The organism is Erysipelothrix amsterdamensis (assembly GCF_940143175.1).
GTDB lineage: Bacteria > Bacillota_I > Bacilli_A > Erysipelotrichales > Erysipelotrichaceae > Erysipelothrix > Erysipelothrix amsterdamensis.
This window is the reverse complement of the sequence record NZ_OW659496.1, coordinates 1,431,284-1,454,482: the sequence shown is the minus strand read 5'-3', so window position 1 is coordinate 1,454,482 and position 23,199 is coordinate 1,431,284. Positions and strand designations below refer to the sequence as shown.

Below are 23,199 nucleotides of genomic sequence, written 5' to 3'. Positions count from 1 at the left end.
TAAAGAGAAGTTTAAATATAATTAAAAATATTAATTATTTTTTAATGAGAAATTATGATAGATAATCAAAAATACGAACTTAAAAATGATCAACATTCAAAACTATAATCAATCAAAGTAAAATAATTCTTCAAACTTTTTGTCTAAGGCGATACAGATAATTAAAGCTAATTTGGCAGAGGGATAAAATTGAGTTGTTTCAATTGAACTTATGGTTTGTCGTGAAACTCCAACTAGTCTTGCTAGTTCTTCTTGAGTAATATTTTTCTCTGCTCTAGCTACCTTTAAGTAATTTTTAAGTATCAAATTATCATTATCTTTTTTCATACTTAGTAAACCATATAAGATGATAGTAAAGATGCGAAAGCAAGTAAAAATCCTATGAGCGCTATAATCCCAAATAATAAATATGATTTTTTAGTAGGGATACTTACGTATTGATAAAACAACACCGCACTAGTTTGTGCCATAAATATCATCATTATGTCATTAGCAGACTCATTATGAACTCCTCTTATAAATATCAATATTAACATTACAAGAGAAACAGATATCCATCCAATGTGAAAAGCTTTTGTTTTTATCATTTCTTCTCTTTCATCTCTGTTTTCATTTTGAGCCTTTTCCAATATATTATTTTTCATATTTAAACCTCCTTATTTATCATATGTCTATAATACCATTAACAGTACATAATGTAAAGTATCCTTGTCATAAAGTCTTGGGTACTTTACATTATATATGTTACTAAAACGGCTTTATACTATTAATTTTTCATTGAAAGTAGATATAAAAGATATTGGAAATACATATTCACATCCATTTAATGATTGAAATAGGTCAATATTCATCAAAAGAGTTTATTGTTTAATTTACGATGTTGTTCCAATCATCAGATTATCATGAGTACTTCCATCAGTATTAATTACTTCGTTAGTTTCAGACAAGGCTAACGTAATAAAGAAGTCAGCAAGATGATACTGTTTATTAAGGAAAAGATAAGAATAAGTGTCTAAGGATGTTTCGATTTTTTCATGTCCTAGCCTTTCTTGAATCAAATTAGGTTGTATTCGTTGCTCAATTAATAATGGTGCGTGAGGGTGTCGAAGGTACGAATTCAAATTCTTTTTACACCGTTTTTTCAGAATAGTCTTTTAAGAGTTGGCTAGTCTACCTTAATCCGTAACAAATACTTGTTCATCTAAATCAATAGTATAGTATCTATCAACGATTTATTTTATCAACCAAGAAAATAAGTAATGTAACAATAAGTTCTCCTTTTTTGTCTTGGGTTTTGTAAATATGTAATTACGGTTAATATACTGAACTAGTTCATTGATATCTAAGCGGCCTCTAACAAAATCAATGTCCCTAAGTCTTATAGCAATAAGTTCACAGACCCTAAGTCCGGTATAAAATAAAACGTTACAATATATCCATTCAGATTCATCATCTTGATTGATAAACTATGAAATTTATTTTTAGTCCAAAAGTTCATATTAGATTAATGTTAAAATCCAATACATCTAACTCTTTTACAAGGGTTGTTTTGGAGATTATAATATTTTTCAGCATGATTCAATAATGCTATTAATCGTGAATTGATAGAACGAACATGTGTATCTCTAATCTTCATACCAAGTATTTTATTCTCTGCGAGTTATTGCAATTTATTGTATATATCATCAAAAGTCACAAGATAGATAACTTCAATTAAAAATTGAGGTCTTTTTTTAAGAATAAGATCTTTGTGATGTTAAAAAGATGTCAAAAGTCTTGAAAACATAGAAATAAAAGGTGTTTTGCTAATTGAAAACTTATGACCTATTTTAAGTGAATTGATGAGTTTACCCTTGACGTTTTTTAAAATATTATAAAAATGTTGACACAATATCTTTAAAGTCTTGAGTCAGTAAAAGAAAATGTCTCTCCAATCTTTACTTTTCTTGTTGTGTTATGAAATGAAGGTCGAGCAGTATGACTTGCAACGCGACTGTTGATAAGTGAAATTTCATTTGAAATATCAAATATGCTTCCACTATAAGCACGTAAGTTCTTTACTTTTTATCCTACTCTTCCCAGATAAGAAGCTGAGTCGCAAAACGCATTTTAGCACTATTTTCACCATTATACCCAGCACCATAGTTAGCAATTAAAATCATTCGTTCTTGTTGTGCTTTGGTATAATTATTCCAGTTTGATGCTGTATAGCCATTAGGACTAGGAATCTTTGTTTCAGGATCTAAGCAATATACAATTTGTCCGCCAACACTTAAATCTCCCCAATGCCAGTCATAGTATTTATAAGAGGGGTGATACTTAGGATGGTTGGAAGTTCTTTCAAAATCATAGGTAACATAATAATCTCTACCAACAACCATATCTACAGTTGATGCATTTGCAGTAATCGTTCTTAAGTTAAATACTGTAAGTATCATTCAAAAACCGCTGCAAGTAATATTGATTTCTTTTTAAATTATTTAATTGGATTCAAATTCATTTTTAATTGCCTCCTTATATTTGAATTGTATTGTTATTTCATTAATTTAGGGTGATCTAATCTTCGAGTTAATTCTTTCTTCCTCCTGTTCCAATAAAAAAAATACACTTTTAATGTACCTTTTATTTAAATATTTAGTTTTTCTATTTTAATGGTATTTCGTCATCATCGTATAAGTATAAAACATATTCCCATTGACTAAGTGATATGTCATTATGCAGAATTGCGTGGCAACTCCATCTAGCAACGAACTTTCCGTTGACTTTTTGTCATCCAACATTATGTCCTTCATTTTGGCAAATTGATAAGTCGCAAGCTTTTATTACTAAATAAGCAGCGTCTAAATCTGAGTTATAAACTGTATCATCACATGCTTTGTTTCTGTCATAACTCGCGGGGCATAGATATGTTAGTGTTATATCTTTTTCTTTTGTACGCACAATAATAATTTCATTAACAGGTTCAGTAACTACAGTATCATTGATTATTTTTCTATTAATTGCTTGTTTATTGTTATAGGTTTTTTCAACGACTATCTTGCGCTGTTCATCATTGTCTATCTTTTTAATTTTAGTTAGTCCTTTATCTAAAGTTGAATCATCTTGTTGTTCCGTTTTATAACTGATTGTTTCTAAGTAAGTTTCTGTTTTTGTGTAAATAGTATTAACATGCTTCTTGTTTTAGTTAGAAGGTGAAATACCATTAGGTATTTTGTTGAAAAAGTAATTGAACAAAATATGTATATGATAATGAAAACACGAAACATAGGTACGATAAAAATAATTGAAATCATTAATTAATACTCAATTAGTGGTTAATAAATAAAATATCTGCATAGCATAATTCTAGCTGAACTTATAATTATTTTTCAACCTATGTTAATATAATTGAAGGAGGGATATAATGAAAGAGAATAAAAAAGGTTATTATATCTATAGTATTTTTGCGGTCATATTTGGGTTTGGTCTGATAGCATATATTTGTTACTTGTTTTATGACTTGGTACTAAAATTATCCGATAAAGACTTTTCAGAAAACACAGTGATACAAGCACTAATTACTCTGATTATTACAGTCTTTATTGGTGGATATTTTTCTAAATTTCTTGAACATAGAAATATGAAGAAAAATGAACTTTATAAAATCAGAACGACTATCTCACTAAATCTAATTGATTACTCTAGCGCATACTATTGGAAACAAGAAGAGGATATTAGACGACTCTTAATCAATGAGTCAAATAAAGTGAAACTTTATTTTGACGATGTAGTGTTAGAAGCATTAAATGATTTTTTACAGAGTGATGATAAAGATAGAGGTCAGTTGTATGAACTCTTTATTAATGCATTGAGAGACAACATTGATTGAATTAGAATATGTGTACTAAGAACTTTCCTAAATATCTATTGTATTTAAACATAAAAGGTCGATCAATTCGAATCAATACTTTTAAACAAATGGATATAGATACTTAATAGCTTACTTATTAATAATTAGCGTAACTCGTCTAAAAATAGTATAAATGATGTAAAAGTAATGTCGAAATCTAAGAACAGCGATTGCTTCGGGACTCTAAATACTTTTTTTCAAAAACTAGAGATAACTAAATTTACTATAAGAGCAGTTAATAGGAGAATGGCTTAATGACAGGTGTTTCAAAGGTTTCCAAATCGCAATGAGGCCGAAACTTGGGAAAGAGATCAAAAAGAATAATATTAAGAATAGTTCTTAGTAGTCTAGAAAGTGCCATAGATCTGTTTTTTGGACTGTGATTATTGTAATTTTGAAAGTAAAAGTTTTATAACTGAATTAATAATTCATATGCTAATATTAAAAGATAGTGAATAAAACAGAAAGATATTCACGATGAATCTGCGTTTCAAAAATTACTACAATTAATCTAATTGATGCAATACAGTTTCGTCAATTGATCCTCAGCGATTAATGTTTGAACTGTGGAGAGGTTGTTTTTTTTGAAACAAATAAATCAGTTTAATTTTGAATCTTTTCTAAATTATTTCTTGATTATTATTTACTTGTTGTGTGATTTCAAAAAGTCTAGGCACCATGGGAATACTGGGAAAATCAGCGGTCAGATCTCCGCTATTTGGGACTGTAGGGACTAGGGAGACAAATCACGTGGCTGAGTGGGAGTGGTAATAGGAAGATTAAGATTTACTTTATCTTCAAGATATTAATCAAAACCGACGTAACCGATGTAAAACCGACGCAAATATTTGCGTCGGTTTTGTGCTATAATATATGCGAGGTGATGATTATGAAAGAAAGTAAAAAATTAGAATTTAAAGAAATAGTTAATAAAACATTTTTAAAAACTGTAGCTGCCTTTGCTAATTATGGTGGAGGAAAGATACTCTTTGGAGTGACTGATGCTGGGGAAGCGGTAGGTCTTGTTGATCCAGATAAATCCTGTTTAGATATTGAGAATACTATTAATGACTCTATTAAGCCTAAACCAGATTATTTATTTAGTATTGATAGAAAAACAAATGTAATTACATTAACAATTAAAGAAGGACTATTTAAACCATATTTTTATAAAGGTAAAGCATATAAGAGAAATGGGACTTCCACCATTGAGGTCGATCAGATTGAATTGAGAAGACTAGCGTTGATAGGTGAGAATTTATATTTCGAAGAACTTCCGGCTAAAAAACAAGATTTAACTTTTCACTTTCTATTACATGAGTTAGGTCAGCAGTTATCAATTTCAAAAGATTCCAAAGAGGCAGATATTTTAAGGACTCTGGGATTAATTAATAAGAACTCAATTTATAATAATGCAGCATCGTTGTTGGCGGATAACAATAATTTTCCAGGCATTGATATTGTAAAATTTGGAAGTAGTATTAATGAGATTGAGTATAGAACAACGATATCTAATATCTCTATTTTGAAGCAGTTAAAAGAAGCAGAGGAAGTCTTTTCTCGATATTATAAAATAGAACAAATAGTGGGAATGAAAAGAGAAACAAAATTTCTAATCCCCCTAGAGGCGTTTCGAGAGACAGTGGCTAATGCTTTCGTTCATAGAAGTTGGGATATCAGTTCTCACATTAGAATAGCTATGTATGATGATAGGATAGAAATCTATTCACCTGGAGGATTACCGGTAGGTCTTACAAAGGAAGAATATATAAGTGGCTATATATCTATGCTTAGAAATCCAATAATTGCAAATGTGTTTTTTAGGCTTGATATTATAGAAAAGTTTGGAACAGGAATTTTAAGAATTAAAAAGTCATATTACAATATCCAAAATCAGCCTTTCTTTGATGTTAGTGAAAATAGCATTGTTACTATTTTACCAACAGAGACCAAACTAGATAAATTCACATTTGATGAAGAAAAGGTGTTTGATAGACTAGCTAATGGATTCATATTGTCAAGTAGCGAAATTTCTGATTTGACTGGTTTCGGAAAAGATAAAGTTTTGAATTTACTGAAGGGGCTAATCGAAAAAGGCCACGTTGAAAAAATCGGCTCTGGAAGAGGAACGAAATATAAAGCAAGATAAGACAGAGAATAATACGAATAAAAACAAGCCTCTATTCACAAAATTGAATCAGTATGTCAAAATGATGTCAAAAAGTATGGGAACCACGGGAATAGGGGGAATCTTGGGAAAAAACAGTGGCTAAATGCCCTCTATTTGGGACCGCAAGGAATGCAGAGACAAATGTTGTTGCTGAGTGGGAGTAGTAACATTTTGGCTAAGTGAAAAAACGAAAACCCACTGTTTAGTGGGTTTTTCTCTTGTCCATTCTGAGAATGGAGGGAAAACAGAGGTGAGAGATGTCAAAGTGATGTCATAAAATGTATTTATCAATAGTATAGCATCAAAATTTGAATTCAAGATTTGATGGATTTTGTTAACAGGTTGATCTAAATCAAATTTAAATTTAGTATAAAAAATAGTACAATCATCTTTATTTTCGAAATCATATTTATCTTTTGTAAACTCTAATAATCGGTATACAATATTTTCATAGTTTATCGAATCTGATTCAAGTTCGGTTTTAAAATGAAAGCTTAGTATAAATATTTCTTCAAGAAAGTTCCTAATTTCATTAAAAGAATTATATAGTTGCTTTCTTACACAGTCATTTACTTCTCTAACAGGCTTCAAAGTGTGATATTCGTTAAAAAGATCTCCTAATTCAATTGTAGCAAGGGTTGAGACTTTAATAAAAGAGTCCATTATCTTTTCAAGTGATTTTAGGTTTTTGGGACAACTGATGTATGTTCCAACAATCTCATGCAGATCTGTATTATTTATATCATCATTTATAAAACATTCTCTAAAATCAGGTACTAGTTTGTATGTTTAATATTATTCCCAATATTACTTGTAATAGAAGTTGCTAGTTCATAGAAAGAGGATAGTACTTGTTTTCGTTCATTGAAGTATTCAATAAGAATTAATGTAATTGCAACAATATTACCGGATATTAAACCTAAGGAGATATCATACAATATTTGATTATTAGGTGTCGTGAGTAAAAAGTAAAGAGCAAACAATGTAATTAATATTATTGCATATAAAGAGTATTTCTGTGTTTTCATTTCCCCCCTTTTTATAAATAATCATAACATAAGTATTTATGTAATACTATTCCATTGGAGTAGCAACAGCTCGCCTATGTTAAGACATTAGAACCTACTGTTAAGTGGTATTTTCTCTTGTCTATTCTGGGAAATAGAGGAAAAGTATCCCTTAGTTTTACTTTGACATTCTCATTTTCAGCAAGTTTATATCCCTTAGCGAGTTCACTAATTTTGTCAAGATCAACTTTTTCTTCGTTAGAAAAGGAATTTATGCTAGAAGCAATAGCATTATTGGGAAAATTAAAAAATATTTTTTAGCTTTCTTATACATAAGTCCTCCTCTTTACTTAACTTGATACCTATCAAGTTAAGTAAAGGAACTTCTTGATATAGTAAGTCTAGTGGAGGGAAGATTTATGCAAAAGTATGTATTTAAAAATAAAAATCGGATTACCTTTATAAGTGGAATTTTTATTACGGTATCTTTTATTATATATTCTATATTTCTAAATGAAAGGATTTCTGAGTATTTGTTGATTGTTGCATCGATACTTGGTCTTATTCCAATACTATTTCAGGCAATTTCAGCGTTGAGAGTAAGAGTTGTCAGTATTGAGTTATTGGTATCTATTGCTGTGTTTGGGGCATTTGTAATTGGAAACTACGAAGAATCTTCGATTGTAACTTTCTTGTTTTTATTTGGGTCTTATCTTGAACAAAGAACAATTGCCCAAACAAGATCAGCGATCAAAGAATTAACTGAACTTGTTCCAAATACTGCGTTAGTAAGACAAGACGATGGTTCTTTTGAAGAAGTGGACATTGATTTTGTTGATGTTGATGATGTATTGCTCATCAAGACTGGATCAAGAGTTCCCGTTGATGGAAGAGTAATAAGTGGTGAGGGATATATCGATGAATCGAGTATCACAGGAGAGTCAAAGCCAATTTCAAAAGAAAGGGATGATTATGTTTATGCAGGGACAATCTTAGATAACGGTACATTGCAAATTATTGCGGATAAGGTAGGAGAAGATACAACCTTTGGGAAGATTATTGAACTCGTAGAAGAAGCACAAGATACGAAAAGTGATACTGAACGATTTATTGATAAATTTTCAAAGTACTACACACCTCTAGTTCTCATTTTAGCCTTTGTTATATATCTTATAACTAAAGATGTAGAGCTATCTGTGACGATACTCGTTCTAGGGTGTCCTGGGGCGCTTGTAATAGGAGTTCCTGTATCAAATGTCTCTGGTATTGGAAATGGTGCCCGTAATGGAATTCTGTTAAAGGGAAGTGAAGTGATTCATGATTTCACTAAGGTGAATACTTTTATTTTCGATAAGACAGGAACACTTACAAAAGGGAAGCCAGAAGTATCCAAATTAATTAAATATTCTGAAGATATAGAAGTTCTAAACATTCTCGCAAGTATTGAGAGTGAGTCGGATCACCCTCTAGGTAAATCAATCTTAAGATATATTGGAGAATACGAACAAAAAGATATTTCTAATACAGAAGTTATTAAGGGGAAAGGTATTAAATCTATGTGTGAGGATAAAGAGGTTCTCGTTGGAAACTACTCACTACTTGAACCACATGTTAACTTCACTGAAAAACAATTAAGTGAATTAAATACATTAGAAAATGAAGGAAACTCAATCGTATTAATGAGTATTGATGGGAAACTTGTGACAATGATTGGGATAAAGGATCAAATTAAAGATGGTGTATTAGAAACCTTAAATGAACTAAGAGGTTTAGGTATTAAGAACTTGATAATGTTATCCGGAGATAATCAAGGAAGTGTTGATGTTGTATCTAAAGAATTGGAATTAACTGAGGCATATGGTAATATGCTTCCTCAAGATAAGTCTGATTACATAAAAGATCTACAAAGTAAGAATCATAAGATTGCCTTTGTAGGAGATGGTATTAATGATAGTCCATCGCTTGCGTTAGCTGATATTGGTATCGCAGTAGGTAGTGGTACTGATGTTGCGATTGAAACATCTGATGTTGTATTGATAGGATCACAACTTGATAAGTTATCTTACGCATATACTTTAAGTAAGAAAACAGTATTAAACATGAAGGAAAATATCTTAATCGCAGTAGGGGTAGTACTCATTCTAATCACAAGTTTATTATTTAGTAATTGGATGAACATGAGTATTGGTATGTTAGTCCATGAAGCAAGTATCTTAGTTGTGATTTTGAATGGTATGAGACTTCTTGCATATAAGAAAAGAGGATAAATTGATAGATATCAAGTTATTAATTCAATAGATTGCTTAGGATAGAGATAGAAAGAAGGGTTACAATGACAATTAAAGACTATATGAACGACCACAAAGAAGATTTAGATTTATTTACTTCAGCACTTACAAAAACTCATGCTGACGCACATCCTGAAGTAAAGGCTGTAAGAGAGTTGTATGTAAAAATACAATATAAGATTGATGTTGATATAAAAGATATTGATTATGAATTTGAAACTCTCAAAAGAATTACAAACAATTATGAGATTCCAAATGATGTTTGCGGTACTTATGAAAAAACATATCACTTGTTGAAGGAAGCAAATAGATTGTATAATGAAGGGAGAACAGTATAATGAAACAAGCGATTTTACAATTAGAACAATTAGCATGTCCAACATGCATGCAGAAAATAGAAGGTGCCGTTAAGCGTGTTGATGGTGTTAATGAAGATAAGACTAAAGTTATGTTTAACGCAAGTAAGTTAAAAACAGAGTTTGATGAAACAAAAACAAATTTAGATGAAATCCAAAAAGCTATTGAGAGTGTAGGATATGAAGTAATTAGCGCAAAAGAAAGGTAAGTGTATATTATGAGTCATGAACATTTATGTGTAACATTAGTTCCACTGTTTAATCATTTAGATCTTGATGATCAAAAAAAGATTAATGAGATTGCCGAGCATGTAATTGTGGATAAAGGTGAGACAATATTTTCACCATACAGTGACTCAGAACTTATCATCGTTGCGAAAGGTAATATGAAAGTTTACCAACTATCTTCTAATGGAAAGGAACAACTGCTTAGAGTTGTAGAGCCAGGTGGATATGAAGGTGAGAACCAATTGTTTGGGGCTAAGAATGACATTCTCTTTGGAGAAGCCTTAGAAAAAACTGAGTTATGTGTTTTAAGACAAGAAGATTTTCAGAATATTCTTTTAGAACATCCTCAACTTAGCTTGAAACTGTTAGAGATAAATGCTCAAAAATCTGTTTCGGCTGAACAACAAGCACAATTCTTAGTGATGGAAAAAGTAGAGGAAAGGCTTGCGACATATCTTATTAATTTAAGTAAAAGTCAAAATAGTCTGACATTCAAACTTCCTCTTCTTATGAAGGAACTTGCGGCATTTTTAGGGACGACACCAGAAACGCTATCTCGTAAATTTAAACTTTTAGAAGATGAAAGATATTTATCGCGAAATAATAGAATTATCACAATTATTAATGAGGATGCATTAGAAGATTTAATTGATTTTTAAAAATCTATCTCGGATAGATTTTAAAATACCTAAATCAGAAGATCGGACTATGATATAATTGTTTGAATATGGTTCTTAATGTAGATAATTATGAACTAGAGAATGCTAAAGATGAACTTGCAGATATTGTCATGTATTCAATGATGCTTGCAGAAAAGTTAGATTTAGACTTAGAAGAAATAATTAAAGAGAAGTTAGAGCGTAATAAGAAAAGATATGTAGTGGATGAAGCTAAGGAGAATGGTAAGAAATATCTAGAGTTTGGAATGTCAACACTAAAACGGACAATATTTATAAGGACTGTTGACAGTCCAGTTACTCCTTATCTTTTCAGTTCGCTATAGTGCAGCCCATCCGATCCATCTAATGAAAACGATAAAAATAATATTTCAGTAATTGTTTTACAATTCATTGATGAAACTAAAATAAATGATTATTCTAGAATGGAAAAAGTGAGAATGTTTTCAATCTCAAGGAATTTAAAACTGAGTAAAGAATTAAAGTTCTCAGCAAAGAAAAAATATGAAGAATTGAAAGATAATTATTTTTAAGAACAACAAGGTCATGCCTATACATCTGGAGTTAAAAGTTCTTGGGATATTGATTATAAAGAATTTGATGAAGAAGAATCGGCAATTATTTTCAGTGAAAACTGAGTAAAGGATAATGATGATTTTAAGGCTCGATTTATATTCAACACATCAACCTTTATAGAGTTAATGAAAAAAGGCAGAATGAACCTTGATTAATTGAACAATCAGTCTTCATTAATGGATATACTTTTTAAAAGGGGTGAAAATGAGTATCCAATAAATACTAATACATCGATGCTTCAAATGATTGTAATATCATTAATACTGTATGAAAAGATGTTAGCTGGAAATGGCCAAGCATTGGAACTTCTAATATCCAAAGTTTACAATGAATATTTAGTAGAATAGTTTGGATATGAGAAATAGGTATTCGCTTAAAGGGGCAGTAAGATATAACGACTCTGAGATGCATCATCAACAAAATTACAATACAATATTGATGTTGTTTATACAGATTACATTGAAATTCAATATTGAACTGTGTCTTTAGAGACTAGGTAAAAAATATTTTTTCATAGTGTGAATTAGTGAATATAATAAATCTTTAGTAATATAGGCAATTTAAGTACTTAATGATGTCAAAGTGATGTCAAAAAGTCTGGGAACTTTGGGAATAGGGAGAATGGTGGGAAAAACAGTGGCTAAATGCCTTCTGTTTGGGACTGCTGGTAATGCAAAGACAAATCTTGTGGCTGAGTGGGAATGATTTTCAGTGTTAAAAAAGCCTTTAAACAAAGGCTTTTTTAATATTTTGATGTCAAATTGATGCATTTTTTTGACATCACTATGACATCACTGAGATTATTTTCTCACCATTCCCAAGATTAACATGCAATATAGCCTTTGTTTAAACGACATTTTGATATTTGTATTAAAACTTTGTTACTATTCCCTCGCTATTGTAAACTACTCCATAATTCTTCTAAACGATTAGGTATTGAGTTATGTAGTTCAGGAATGTAATGTGCATAAGTCTTAAGTGTTGTGTATAAATTCTTGTGACCAAGTCGACGGGATACTTCTAATAGATTCGTGCAAGTTTGAATCAAATAGGATGCATGTGAATGTCTAAAATCATGGATTCGCATTTTTGAATGGTTGATCTTCTCACAACAAATACGTAATTCTTTATGTAATGCATCTTTATTAATCTTGAATATAAATTCATTTTGATTAATTCCTTTCGCGAATTGTTCGAGTAGGGTGTTCAATGATTTTGGAATTGTGACTGTACGAACACTACTTTTTGATTTTGGTTCAGATACTCTTATAATGCCATGAAGCCTTGTTAAAGATTTGGTTACATGAATTATTGAGTTCTTAAAATTAATATCATGTGGTGTCAGCGCTAGTAGTTCTCCAAGACGTAATCCAATTAGATAGAATGTTTGAAAGATGAGCTTAAACTCTTTGTTTTGAGTTGCATTTAGTAACATCTTAAAATCAGATGGAGAAATAATAGGATATCTTCTTACGATATTCTTGCCAATCGGTTTTGCAATGTCGCAAAGATTTACGGGTAAATCAAACATTAGTTGCGCAAGTTTCATCATCTGACTAAGTGTGCCATTTAAATTCTTCACATAAGTTAAACTAAGTTTTTCTTTCAGTATTTCGTTTTACCATTCTCTTACATGAAGTGGCTTGATTTCTCCAATTTTCATACAACCGAAAAAAGGTAATAGTCTTGCATTTATATAGTTGTATTTGTTGGAATAGGTACTTTGCATGATACGGTTCTTTGAATCATTGACAAATATCTTTGATAATCGTTTGAATGTTAATTCGCCAAATCCCATATTCTCGTTCATAAAAAAGATTTCCCAACTCAGTGCTTCATCATAAGTTTTGAAACCTCGTTTTGTTTTCCCTTTTCGTTCACAAAGATAGTTTTTATAACGAAAGTTGCAGAAATATGTTTGGTTTACTTCATTTAAATATACTGTCATAATTAATTCTCTACGTGTTGATAATAAAGCAACTTTATAAGTATATATTAATTATTTAAAGCTGAGGTTCCATTTTAAAATAAGATATTCAGTATTATTAATATCTTTATCTGTACTAACGTGCGTTAAAAGTATATAATTAAAGCACATTAGTACAGGAGTGAGGGATAAAATGATAGATAAACTTAAATGGATATCAAAAAATAATAATGGTTTGATTTATACTAAAGATGTAACTCAATACAATATTAGAAAAGAAGTTTTGAGTGATCTTGTAAAGTCAGGGGATCTTGTTAGATTAAAAAGAGGGGTATATTGTTTCAAAGATGAAATCATCGATGAATATTATTTATTTCAATTAAAAGCACCACAACTTATCTATTCATTAGGAACAGCTTTGTTTTTTCACGGTTATTCCAATCGAGTTCCAAATGTGCTCTCAATTACAGTAAAGCAAGGTTACAATGTGCATAGAATTGACACGAAAAAAATAAATGTTAGATATAGTAGTGATGAACTATTTGAACTTGGCCTTACCGCAATTAAATCACCTCAAGGCATGGAAGTTCGCTGTTATGATTTAGAAAGAACAATTTGTGATATTATCAAAGAACGTAATAAAATGGATCCGCAAATATTTTCAGATGCAATAAACCAATATTTTAGTAATAAAAAAATCAATTCTAGACTATTGATGAAGTACGCAAAGGCTATGAAAATTGAGGATGAAATTATGAAATACATTGAGGTATTACGATGAGAACATCAGAACAACTAAAAGGTTATTTAAGAAATTTAGCAAAGGAGAAGAATATCTCTGCTCAGGAATTACTACAGATATTCATGTTTGAAAGACTAATTGAACGATTATCATTGTCTGAATATCGTAACCATATTGTGCTAAAGGGTGGACTTCTCGTTGCATCACTGATTGGTATTGATGAGCGAACAACTATGGATATGGATACAACAATTGTTGGATATCCAGTAACTGAGGAGTCAATGGAAACATTGATTGAAGATATTATTAAAGTCGAACTAGACGATGGAATTCAGTTTGAATTTCTTGGTTTGAACCCAATAAGAAAGAATGACGATTACAGCAACTATACAATCAAACTTGAAGCAACATATCAAGAAATACGTGTACCTTTAAAAATTGATGTTACAACAGGCGATGCAATTACGCCAAGAGAAATAGCATATGATTATTATCTTTCATTTGAAGGAAGAACAGTTTCTATATATTCCTATCCAATTGAAACTGTGTTGGCAGAAAAACTAGAAACAATTTTGAGTAGAAACGTTACCAATACCAGAGCACGAGATTTTTATGACATCTATCTTCTTTATAATACACAATGGGAAAAGGTAGATATTAGTGATCTTAAAGAGGCGTTGATTGCGACTGGAACAAATAGAGATTCCTTGGATGAGATTGATGCTTATTCGGAAATAATGGAAGATATATCAACTTCAAGAACTATCATTACATCATGGGAAAGATATCAGAGTGAAAATGCATATGCACGAGAAATAGAGCTTAAAAATATACTTATAGTTATTAGTAATATCTTAGAATTACTTAACTTAGATGATAAATGATTTTAATAATTCTTTACATGTAATTGTAGAGTACGACTGTTTATGTTTAAAGATATCCGGAATTTTTCCCTGCGTTTCTTCATTGACTTTTCCGATTAACGGTGTTCCTTTATATTCAACTTCAAAATTAATAACAAATGGAATAGGATCGGGATTACCACCACTGATGATATCCTGTTTGCTTGGATGTGTATATAGAATAGGGGTAGTAGAATTGTTTGTGATGTTTCCATACTTCTTGAAGGTTATCTTAGCTTGTTCAGGTGAATTAGCATTTGCATGTATGGAGACTTGATTTCCATTGATGGATACTGGAGCGGCTACAATGTAATAGACAAATCTGTTAGTTAGTATAGAATAACAGAAAGAGGATGTTATTATGACAAAAAGAATACGTAGGAAATTTACTGATGAGTTTAAAACACAAATTGTGAAATTGTATCAAGGAGAAAGATCTGCAGGTGACCTAGCTCGCGATTACGATTTGAATGAACAGCTGGTGTACCGATGGGTAAAAACAGACTACATCAGGATCTTTCAAAGCTGCTGTTAATATAACTGACGAAGAAAATGAACTTATAAAGCTTCGAAAAGAAAACCAACAGTTAAAAATGGAAAATGATATTTTAAAGCAAGCAGCGCGATCTATTCATACAGGCCAAAGACAAAAGAAATCGATCAATTTGAAGATGAAGTTATTGATGTATTTTATAAGAGTCATTCGATATATGGCAGTCGTAAAATTAGAGCTGACCTTCGAAGAAAAGGAATCAATACATCACGACGCAGGATATCAAGAATTATGAGAAAACATGAACTGGTGTCAGTTTATACTAAAAAGAAGTATAAAAATCATTCATCTGATGTCAACGAATCAAAAACTGAAAATTTAGTAAACCGAGATTTCAATGATAGAAGTAAGTTGCAGGTTGTTGTCAATGATTTGACTTATGTAAGAGTTGGGAATAACTGGAATTATATTTGCATACTTTTAGACCTTCATGCGCGAGAAATAATTGGATCAAGTTGTGGTGAAAGGAAAACGCCATCTCTTGTCCTGGATGCCTTTACGAAATCTATCTAATATAAAATATTTTCATACCGATAGAGGTTCAGAGTTAAAGAATTACAGCATTGATGAAATGCTTGGAGCATTTGGGATTACACGATCACTTAGTGCGAAGGGTACACTTTATGACAATGCAGTAGCGGAAGCCACATTCAAGATTATTAAAACCGAGTTTGTAAGGAGACGATCATTTGAGAGTCTCGATGAGTTAAAGGAAGAATTATCAACATACATTTATTGGTTCAATCACAAACGCATACACTCGACTCTGGGTTATTTGAGCCCAGTCGAATACCAACAAAGACCAACTAGTGATTTTGTCTAAAAAAGTGTTGCCATACCAGTAGTGGATTAGAAAATGTAGTTTCGGATTTATTAGTTTACTTAAATAATGTTAATATATTAATATTCAAGTGTTTTTTGAAGGAGGAATATTGATGAGTAAAAGTACAAAGCAAACACTTTCATTTATTTTTATTTTTTTAGGTTTAGCTATCGTTATTTTTGGAGGCAGTACCTTAGGCAGTTTTATAATTACAGATATAATCATTCATAAAATGTTAAATGTACAAAGTAATTTGGGGACATTGGATTTAGTTGTACGAATCACTTTGATAGTGGTTGGCTTCTTTATTTCTGGAATTGGTGCTGTTTTATTTAGAAAATTAAACAAGAATAAATGATAATCTAAGTTAGTTTGATTAACACATGTATAGTACGAACTTGAGAAAGTGGTGCTGTTGAAATTTGAAAATAGAGAAAGGAAGCCTGTTATGGGCTTCCTTTTGATTTGTTAATACATTGGCGGCATTTCAGGTGTGATTTGTTTCTCTTCAACTGACGATGCAACTGCAGCTTCTGTTGTTAGGAAGAGGGATGCAATCGATGCAGCGTTGAGCAGTGCATTGCGTGTTACGCGTGTAGGATCAAGGATTCCTGATTCTTGTAGGTTTTCCCATTGTCCTGATTTTGCGTTAAATCCAATATTCAACTCTGATTCAAGTTGTTTTGTAACGATTTCGTCTCCATCAAATCCGGCATTTTCAGCTATTTGCCATAATGGTTTTAGGATTGATTCAAAGACGGTTTTAATACCTCTATTTTCGTCTTGATTTTCTGAACTTAGGTTATCTTTTAGATCCATGTAGGCACGAGCAAGGGCATATCCACCACCAAGCACGACACCTTCAGCAACCGCAGCTTTGGTTGCGTTGAGTGCATCTTCAATGCGTAGCTTTTTCTCTTTCATTTCGGATTCAGTTGCTGCTCCAACTTTTATGACAGCAACACCATTTGTAAGTTTCGCAAGACGTTCCTCAAGTTTTTTCTTATCAAAGTCGCTGCTTACATTGTTTATTTGAGAACGAATTTCGCTTGCACGTTCTTCAATGGCCTCTTTGGTTCCAGCTCCACCAATTAAGGTTGTTTCGTCCTTGCGGATGACTACTTTTGAAGCCGTTCCAAGTTGTTCGATTTCAGTTTCTTTGATGTTCATTCCAAGTTCTTTACTGATGAATGTTGCGCCTGTCGCAATCGCAATGTCTTCTAGCATCATTTTTTGATTGTCTCCAAAGCCTGGTGCTTTTGTTGCAGCTACATTGAAGGTTCCACGGAGTTTGTTGACTACAAGTGTTGAGACAACATCATTGTCAATATCCTCAGCAATAATAAAGAATGGTTTATTTTGTTGAACAATTTGTTCTAAGAGGGGAAGGATTTCTTGGATTGTTGAGATTTTATGATCTGTAACCAAGATATAAGGGTTTTCCATCTCAATTTCCATGGTCTCACGATCTGAAACCATATAAGGTGAAATATAACCTTTGTCATATTGAAGTCCTTCCACAACTTCTAATTCAGTCTCAAATGTATTGGATTCATCTACTGTAATGACACCATCATTTCCAACTTTCTTCATTGCTTCCGCAATAATTGTACCGATTTCTTCGCTACCAGCACTAATTGAGGCAACGTTTGCGATATCGCTGCTTGTCTCTATTTTACTGCTGTTTTCAAGCAGGTAGTCAGCAATTGCCCGCGATGCTTTTTCAATACCAAGACGCATTAATACGGGATTTGCGCCACGATCAACATGCACTAATCCTTTATGAATCATTTCCTGTGCAAGTAATGTAGCGGTTGTTGTTCCATCTCCAGACACATCATTGGTCTTATTGGACACTTCATAAAGCAACTTTGCCCCCATGTTTTCAAATGGGTTTTTAAGTTCAATTTCTTTAGCGATGGTAACACCGTCATTAGTGATGAGCGGTGAACCAAAACTACGCTCTAAAACAACATTACGTCCCTTAGGACCGAGCGTTACACTTACCGCATTAGCAAGTGTGTCCATTCCTTTTAAGAGTAGATCTCTTGAGTTTTGTCCATAACGTACATCTTTAGCCATTATTTATCATCCTCCACAATTGCAAGTACATCTTTCATGTCGATAATTAAATAATCTTTGTTTTGATAAGTTACATCTGTTGTTGCATATTTTTTATAGATGACACAATCCCCAACCTTTACATCCATGGGAAGTGTATTACCTTCTTTATCTTTCGTTCCATCTCCTACAGCAACAACGCGTGCCATAGAAGGCTTCTCTTTGGATTCCGGCAATAAGATTCCGCTTGCAGTAGCGGACTCTGCAAGAATCTCTTCTAACAAAATGCGGTCATACAATGGTTTAATCATGATGCGTTTCCTCCTTTATTTCGACCTCTGGCACTCTATTGCTACGAGTGCCAACACCTATATTCTAGGATTGACTTCAAATTTTGTCAATCCCCATTTGTTAAATTATCAGGTCTCTTTACAAAGTAATCGTGAAAGATTGCAATGTAATCATATTGACTTGAAAATTATTAAACAAAGAATAAAATCAAAGTGAAAGGGGGGATATTTTGCGACGAAGTGTTAAGAACACAGTATGGACAATGCTGTTATTTGGACTGATGATTCTCGGCGCACAGGCAACCGCACTCGCCAAAGTAGGTTGGGAAAATGTCGGTTGGTCAGGCGCAAATTTTTTGTCGAAGGCATGTAACTCAAAAACTACCGTTTTTGATGAACCCAAATATTCATATATGTCGGCGACAGCAAAAATAGGATCAAAGCAAACTAAAAAACATGCTTACAGTCCAAGTCCATATACATCGGTTCATGCAGTTGCTTTTTCAGGATACAACGAAACGTGCTATACCTGGGGTAATGCATATTAATCGATGGAACTCCCTAATAAACTAGGGAGTTATTATAAGGGGTGTTAAATATGAATAAAAAAAAATTATTGACAATTTATCATGTGCTTTTATCACTGTATATGATTGTATGTACTTCGTTCTTTTTCAATCAATATTGTGATATAGCGAAAAACAATGTTTCCAATTTATCGAATTTCATTTATTTCATCAAAGATAATCTGTTCTTATTGGTTTTATTTTCGATTGTACTCATTTCAATTGTTTTGAACCTCTTTTATGTTTCAGAATATTGGATTTTTGTATCTAAAGAAATACTTAAAATTAAGCGTATTGTAGGTTTTACTTATTCAGAAATACTACGCTCTTTCACCTTAGATTATATGGTGCAACTCGTCGCAACGTTTCTCTTCTCATCACTTCTGTCAGTCCCTTTTTTGAACTATTTTAAATTGCCGATTGGAGTGCCAATTATCATAGCGGGAACAATCATGATTCTTGTGATGGGATTGATCATCAATATTTTGTTTTGGAGATGTTTAAGGGCATATAGGAAAAATAAAAGTGTTGGTCTTAATATCACCAAGAAAGTGGGTTTAGTATTTCAATTCTCGACCTCTTTGATGTTGTTGTTTGTATCGCTCATTCTTTTTGAGGATTTAAACCGGCAAGTATCACCTTATAAAAACTATGCTCAATTAGATACAGCCTGGTCCGTGTCTGCTAAGTATCCGGAATCGCTTCAAGAAACCATGAAAATCGAACAAAATCCTGAGCTCTATCGTGGTGAGATCCTCAATAAAATCGCTACCACCTACGAAGAATACCACGATCATATGATTGTATTCTATCTCGATTCCCACTCATCAAATACACTTGGAAATCTTGTATTCCTAAACGAAACGGCTTTAAAACTTAATAACATGAATACAAAGTCCGTGAAACGCTATCAGAATACTGATGCGATTCCAATCATTACAAGTAACTCCCGATACACTGTGGGGGATCAAATTCAATCAGAAGGGTTAAACTATGTCATCGCGGAAGTAGTTGAAAAGCCGTTTACAATCCTTGGTCCCAGCGACTATATAGAATTGTCGTCAAAGGACTACCTAATTGCTTATTTCGATATCTCAAACATTAATCAACATCTCCAATTAACCAACAGTAATTTTATCGATGAACTCTTTTTTATGAATCTTTTAGAAGATGAGGTGGAACACATCAGGAATGACTTAAATGAACCGACATTTAAGTACCAAGTATCCTCGATTAAAAGCATTCAAGAAGGATTCTATCATCAGAAAATGTTAATGTTGGCGAGTTATTTCGGCGTGGGAATGATTAATATGATTTTCAGCTTATTTGGCTTGATTTGCGCGGTATTCGTAGATATTCATTACCGCTCTCTAGATTTTGCCTTATATCAAGTTGTGGGATACTCGAAACAATATCTTATCCGTTCATATCTAAAATCGATATTTTGGCTTATCTTGATATCGACGTTGATTGGAATTGCAACGATGCACATTACCCTCGACTTAACGTGGACTGTGCTTGGCATTGGTATTTCAATCTTAATCGTACTTGTTGCCCTATTAAGTCAATTTATCACCAAACGCATTACCGCAATTCAAATTTTAAATATTATTGGAGGAGAAAATGTCTGATACAATTTATACCATTAAATCACTTTCAAAAACGTATGGAGATCATGATGCGAAGGTACATGCTCTAAATAATGTAAATATTGAGATTAAACGCGGTGATTTTGTTGCCGTAACGGGATTATCCGGTTCAGGAAAAACGACATTTCTCAATACCCTTGCTGGTTTAATTGAAGATGCACAGGGAAGCGTCTTGTTTGAAGGGAAAAACATCCTTGATTGGAATGATGCTTTACGTGCTAACTATCGCAATCAATCCATTGGATACATTATGCAAAACTTTGGTTTAATTCCAACGATGACGGTGACTCAAAATGTATTACTGCCCGTAAAACGAATTCGAAAAGAACATCAAGAAAAAGCACTACAATTACTTGAAATGTTAAATATCAAAGATAAAAAAAATGCATATCCCCACCAACTATCAGGGGGGCAAAAACAACGCGTCGCTATCGCAAGAGCACTGATTCAAAGTCCTAAGGTTATCCTTGCAGATGAACCTACAGGTGCATTGGATGTTGAGAATGCGCAGATGATTATGCGTATTCTCAAAGCGATTCATGAACAAGGTGTCACCATCATTCTTGTTACCCATGCCCAATCACTTGCAGTTACATGTCCAACCCAACTTATATTTCAAGATGGTTATCTCAAAGAAGTCCTTAAAACGTAAAAAGCCAAGTTTCCTTGGCTTTTTTCATTTAAAACATACTTTTAATGGTTCCTTCGGTTGCCGCTTTCACTGCGACACCTAAGAGTGTTTCAAGGTAACGCAACGGATTCTTGGATGCAATAAAAGCTTCGCTCTCGGGTGTCGCGTAATAGTAAGCAATCTGATCATGATAGACAACGGAAATTAAATTGGCTTTAAGAAGTTGTTGGATGTAAACATCAAACTCTTGTTGACTAAGATGATAAAGCTGAGGTAGGACATGATATCGATCAATACAACCTCTTACAATACTTACGTAAATAGCAGAAGTGTTTTTAGCACGTGCTTTTGTGTAAGGTGGTCGTGCTGCATCGGGAAGTACCCATGTTTGTTTCGGTTTATCAAAATAGGCACCTGGAATAAGACCATCGTGAATCCAAGCCAGAATGGTTTCTTCGTGTTTAATCTTAAAATTCTTTTGAAATGTACGGATATTCATAACATCCCCCTTAGTCGCTTTTCTTAAGCATACCATATCGTTAAACAAGACAAATAAAATTTTATTGAAATCGTCTTGGATTGTAGGGTCAAATGTTTACGCGTATAATCAAAGATGAAACGAGGGTGCTTATGAAAACATATATCGCATTATTACGAGGTATTAATGTTGGCGGGAAGCATAAAGTTCCAATGGCTGACTTAAAACAGATTTTTGAATCACTGGGTTATACTTCCGTTAAAACGTACATAAACAGTGGAAATGTTATTTTTAAGAGTGAAAACGAAGCATTAAGATCAATGCAAGAAGCATTAGAAAGAGCCCTCAAAGATTTTTTTCGATTTGAAATCCCGCTTGTGATTATAACGCTTGAGCAGCTAGAACAAGTTTTAAACGAAGCCCCTGCTTGGTGGGATAAGACTAACAAAGCCTATTATCACACTGCAATTTTTATAATACCACCAGCACGACAAGATGATATTATTGAAGTTATGGGTGAAGCGAATGCGGAATTTGAATCGGTTCAATCGGGACCGGATGTTATTTATTGGTCCGCAGACCTTCAAAACTATTCGAAATCCCGTTGGTCCAAAACTGCGAGTACATCAATTAATAATTGTGTAACACTCCGAACCGCCAATACCGTTTACAAGCTTTTAGAACTCTCTCAAAAATTGAAGGATTAGAAAGTTGTTGCAAATCATTCGCAATTAGAATAAAATAAATGCGAAGGGAGTATGCTATGAATCAATACGAAATCTTAAAAAAACAGTTGGATTTAGATCCTGATTTTAATGAACGGTATCAAGCTCTTTCATTTGAACTGCAGAAAGAATATCAAGCATTTGTGTCGCGACTTTTGGAAGGGGAACTTGATGATAAAGCATGGTTATCATGTTCACCAGCACTGTACGATTGTGACCTAATTAATGCATCTTGTAAGGCATGTTACCCAATATCAGGTCAGAAAACCGCTTTTAAAGTTTCAATACCCGGTGTTGAGGAAGTCTACGCAATGTGTGCATTTGATGCCATGTGCTTCTTATCACTGAACAATTCGGAAATAATTTGCCTTGATGGCACCAAAATCACACGTGATAACCTCCAAGACGTCCCACTGAAGGTATGGGTTCCCAATGCGAAGTCCGGTTGCTGTGTTGCCTCTAAATCGTGCAGTTCAATCAAATTCATTGCTAAAGATGAGGTTCCATGTAATGGAGGCGTGAGTTATACATTACCAGAGGCGTTTGCGTTGTCTGTCCAACTTTTTGATTATGCACTTGATGTTATTAAAGCGAAGATCTCAGTTTCATGAGATCTTTTTTTTACCACTCGTACAAATGAACTACTCAATTGAATTGTTTC

General features: G+C 32.7%; 26 protein-coding genes and 1 pseudogene. 16 read left to right on the top strand and 11 right to left on the bottom strand.

The window, feature by feature from the left end; genetic code table 11:
- Window positions 1-108: 108 nt before the first annotated feature.
- The 5 genes from NMG63_RS07005 to NMG63_RS09225 form a co-directional block, all read right to left on the bottom strand.
- Window positions 109-327: a helix-turn-helix transcriptional regulator gene (locus NMG63_RS07005; RefSeq protein ID WP_254006787.1), complete on the bottom strand. Its 219-nt coding sequence runs from the start codon at window positions 325-327 to the stop codon at window positions 109-111.
- Window positions 328-329: 2 nt separating this feature from the next.
- A complete protein-coding gene (locus NMG63_RS07000) occupies window positions 330-644 on the bottom strand; it encodes a DUF6442 family protein (RefSeq protein ID WP_254006786.1) in 315 nt (104 codons plus the stop codon).
- A gap of 228 nt (window positions 645-872) precedes the next feature.
- Window positions 873-1,121 (bottom strand): site-specific integrase, encoded by a 249-nt coding sequence (locus NMG63_RS06995; protein WP_254006785.1) that lies wholly within the window; start codon window positions 1,119-1,121, stop codon window positions 873-875.
- A 948-nt stretch (window positions 1,122-2,069) separates the two neighbouring features.
- Window positions 2,070-2,438 (bottom strand): thioester domain-containing protein, encoded by a 369-nt coding sequence (locus NMG63_RS06990; protein WP_254006784.1) that lies wholly within the window; start codon window positions 2,436-2,438, stop codon window positions 2,070-2,072.
- A gap of 331 nt (window positions 2,439-2,769) precedes the next feature.
- The gene (locus NMG63_RS09225) at window positions 2,770-3,159 is read right to left on the bottom strand and encodes a G5 domain-containing protein (protein ID WP_367399276.1); all 390 of its coding nucleotides are present in this window, start codon (window positions 3,157-3,159) and stop codon (window positions 2,770-2,772) included.
- A 244-nt stretch (window positions 3,160-3,403) separates the two neighbouring features.
- On the opposite strand from NMG63_RS09225, the gene NMG63_RS06985 reads away from it, so the two are divergent.
- Both NMG63_RS06985 and NMG63_RS06980 read left to right on the top strand, forming a co-directional pair.
- On the top strand, window positions 3,404-3,868 hold the full coding sequence (locus NMG63_RS06985; RefSeq protein ID WP_254006783.1) for a hypothetical protein: 465 nt from the start codon (window positions 3,404-3,406) through the stop codon (window positions 3,866-3,868).
- A 910-nt stretch (window positions 3,869-4,778) separates the two neighbouring features.
- Window positions 4,779-6,038: an ATP-binding protein gene (locus tag NMG63_RS06980; RefSeq protein ID WP_254006782.1), complete on the top strand. Its 1,260-nt coding sequence runs from the start codon at window positions 4,779-4,781 to the stop codon at window positions 6,036-6,038.
- A 120-nt stretch (window positions 6,039-6,158) separates the two neighbouring features.
- On the opposite strand, the gene NMG63_RS06975 is transcribed toward NMG63_RS06980, so the two are convergent.
- Window positions 6,159-6,722 (bottom strand): hypothetical protein, encoded by a 564-nt coding sequence (locus NMG63_RS06975; RefSeq protein ID WP_254006781.1) that lies wholly within the window; start codon window positions 6,720-6,722, stop codon window positions 6,159-6,161.
- Window positions 6,723-7,485: 763 nt separating this feature from the next.
- On the opposite strand from NMG63_RS06975, the gene NMG63_RS06970 reads away from it, so the two are divergent.
- The 5 genes from NMG63_RS06970 (at window position 7,486) to NMG63_RS06950 (ending at window position 10,941) form a co-directional block, all read left to right on the top strand.
- Window positions 7,486-9,333 carry a heavy metal translocating P-type ATPase gene (locus tag NMG63_RS06970; RefSeq protein WP_254006780.1) on the top strand — a complete coding sequence of 616 codons (1,848 nt, stop codon included), beginning with the start codon at window positions 7,486-7,488 and terminating at the stop codon, window positions 9,331-9,333.
- A 65-nt stretch (window positions 9,334-9,398) separates the two neighbouring features.
- Window positions 9,399-9,692, top strand: coding sequence for an iron-sulfur cluster repair di-iron protein, ric (locus NMG63_RS06965; protein ID WP_254006779.1), 294 nt, complete (start codon window positions 9,399-9,401; stop codon window positions 9,690-9,692).
- A complete protein-coding gene (locus tag NMG63_RS06960) occupies window positions 9,692-9,919 on the top strand; it encodes a heavy-metal-associated domain-containing protein (protein ID WP_254006778.1) in 228 nt (75 codons plus the stop codon). Before NMG63_RS06965 ends, NMG63_RS06960 begins: the two co-directional genes overlap by 1 nt.
- Before the next feature lie 9 nt (window positions 9,920-9,928).
- A complete protein-coding gene (locus NMG63_RS06955; RefSeq protein ID WP_254006777.1) occupies window positions 9,929-10,597 on the top strand; it encodes a Crp/Fnr family transcriptional regulator in 669 nt (222 codons plus the stop codon).
- A 68-nt stretch (window positions 10,598-10,665) separates the two neighbouring features.
- Window positions 10,666-10,941 (top strand): MazG-like family protein, encoded by a 276-nt coding sequence (locus NMG63_RS06950; protein WP_254006776.1) that lies wholly within the window; start codon window positions 10,666-10,668, stop codon window positions 10,939-10,941.
- Window positions 10,942-12,086: 1,145 nt separating this feature from the next.
- Here NMG63_RS06950 and NMG63_RS06945 read toward each other — a convergent pair.
- The gene (locus NMG63_RS06945) at window positions 12,087-12,773 is read right to left on the bottom strand and encodes a site-specific integrase (protein ID WP_254006775.1); all 687 of its coding nucleotides are present in this window, start codon (window positions 12,771-12,773) and stop codon (window positions 12,087-12,089) included.
- Window positions 12,774-12,809: 36 nt separating this feature from the next.
- A complete protein-coding gene (locus NMG63_RS06940; RefSeq protein WP_254006774.1) occupies window positions 12,810-13,139 on the bottom strand; it encodes an N-terminal phage integrase SAM-like domain-containing protein in 330 nt (109 codons plus the stop codon).
- A gap of 172 nt (window positions 13,140-13,311) precedes the next feature.
- Between NMG63_RS06940 and NMG63_RS06935 the strand changes: the two genes are divergently transcribed.
- The 4 genes and pseudogenes from NMG63_RS06935 (at window position 13,312) to NMG63_RS06920 (ending at window position 16,496) form a co-directional block, all read left to right on the top strand.
- A complete protein-coding gene (locus NMG63_RS06935; protein ID WP_123171198.1) occupies window positions 13,312-13,899 on the top strand; it encodes a type IV toxin-antitoxin system AbiEi family antitoxin domain-containing protein in 588 nt (195 codons plus the stop codon).
- Between the two features lie 83 nt (window positions 13,900-13,982).
- Window positions 13,983-14,744, top strand: coding sequence for a nucleotidyl transferase AbiEii/AbiGii toxin family protein (locus tag NMG63_RS06930; protein WP_164762400.1), 762 nt, complete (start codon window positions 13,983-13,985; stop codon window positions 14,742-14,744).
- A gap of 379 nt (window positions 14,745-15,123) precedes the next feature.
- Window positions 15,124-16,138: pseudogene (locus tag NMG63_RS06925) on the top strand (IS3 family transposase).
- 112 nt (window positions 16,139-16,250) lie between these two features.
- Complete coding sequence (locus tag NMG63_RS06920) at window positions 16,251-16,496, top strand: hypothetical protein (RefSeq protein WP_254006773.1); 246 nt, start codon at window positions 16,251-16,253, stop codon at window positions 16,494-16,496.
- A 110-nt stretch (window positions 16,497-16,606) separates the two neighbouring features.
- Here NMG63_RS06920 and groL read toward each other — a convergent pair whose 3' ends face one another.
- Both groL and NMG63_RS06910 read right to left on the bottom strand, forming a co-directional pair.
- A complete protein-coding gene (gene groL, locus NMG63_RS06915) occupies window positions 16,607-18,220 on the bottom strand; it encodes a chaperonin GroEL (protein WP_254006772.1) in 1,614 nt (537 codons plus the stop codon).
- Window positions 18,220-18,510, bottom strand: a complete 291-nt coding sequence (locus tag NMG63_RS06910) for a co-chaperone GroES (protein ID WP_254006771.1) — start codon at window positions 18,508-18,510, stop codon at window positions 18,220-18,222. Before NMG63_RS06910 ends, groL begins: the two co-directional genes overlap by 1 nt.
- 209 nt (window positions 18,511-18,719) lie before the next feature.
- On the opposite strand from NMG63_RS06910, the gene NMG63_RS06905 reads away from it, so the two are divergent.
- From NMG63_RS06905 to NMG63_RS06895, 3 genes are read left to right on the top strand one after another with little or no spacing between them, the layout of a single operon-like run.
- Window positions 18,720-19,037 (top strand): hypothetical protein, encoded by a 318-nt coding sequence (locus NMG63_RS06905; protein WP_254006770.1) that lies wholly within the window; start codon window positions 18,720-18,722, stop codon window positions 19,035-19,037.
- A 50-nt stretch (window positions 19,038-19,087) separates the two neighbouring features.
- Complete coding sequence (locus tag NMG63_RS06900) at window positions 19,088-20,686, top strand: hypothetical protein (protein ID WP_254006769.1); 1,599 nt, start codon at window positions 19,088-19,090, stop codon at window positions 20,684-20,686.
- Window positions 20,679-21,356 carry an ABC transporter ATP-binding protein gene (locus NMG63_RS06895; protein WP_123171204.1) on the top strand — a complete coding sequence of 226 codons (678 nt, stop codon included), beginning with the start codon at window positions 20,679-20,681 and terminating at the stop codon, window positions 21,354-21,356. Before NMG63_RS06900 ends, NMG63_RS06895 begins: the two co-directional genes overlap by 8 nt.
- 28 nt (window positions 21,357-21,384) lie before the next feature.
- Here NMG63_RS06895 and NMG63_RS06890 read toward each other — a convergent pair whose 3' ends face one another.
- Window positions 21,385-21,834, bottom strand: coding sequence for a hypothetical protein (locus tag NMG63_RS06890; RefSeq protein ID WP_254006768.1), 450 nt, complete (start codon window positions 21,832-21,834; stop codon window positions 21,385-21,387).
- Between the two features lie 131 nt (window positions 21,835-21,965).
- Between NMG63_RS06890 and NMG63_RS06885 the strand changes: the two genes are divergently transcribed.
- Both NMG63_RS06885 and NMG63_RS06880 read left to right on the top strand, forming a co-directional pair.
- Window positions 21,966-22,520, top strand: coding sequence for a DUF1697 domain-containing protein (locus tag NMG63_RS06885; RefSeq protein ID WP_254006767.1), 555 nt, complete (start codon window positions 21,966-21,968; stop codon window positions 22,518-22,520).
- A gap of 56 nt (window positions 22,521-22,576) precedes the next feature.
- On the top strand, window positions 22,577-23,149 hold the full coding sequence (locus NMG63_RS06880; protein WP_254006766.1) for an alkylmercury lyase family protein: 573 nt from the start codon (window positions 22,577-22,579) through the stop codon (window positions 23,147-23,149).
- Window positions 23,150-23,199: the final 50 nt, after the last annotated feature.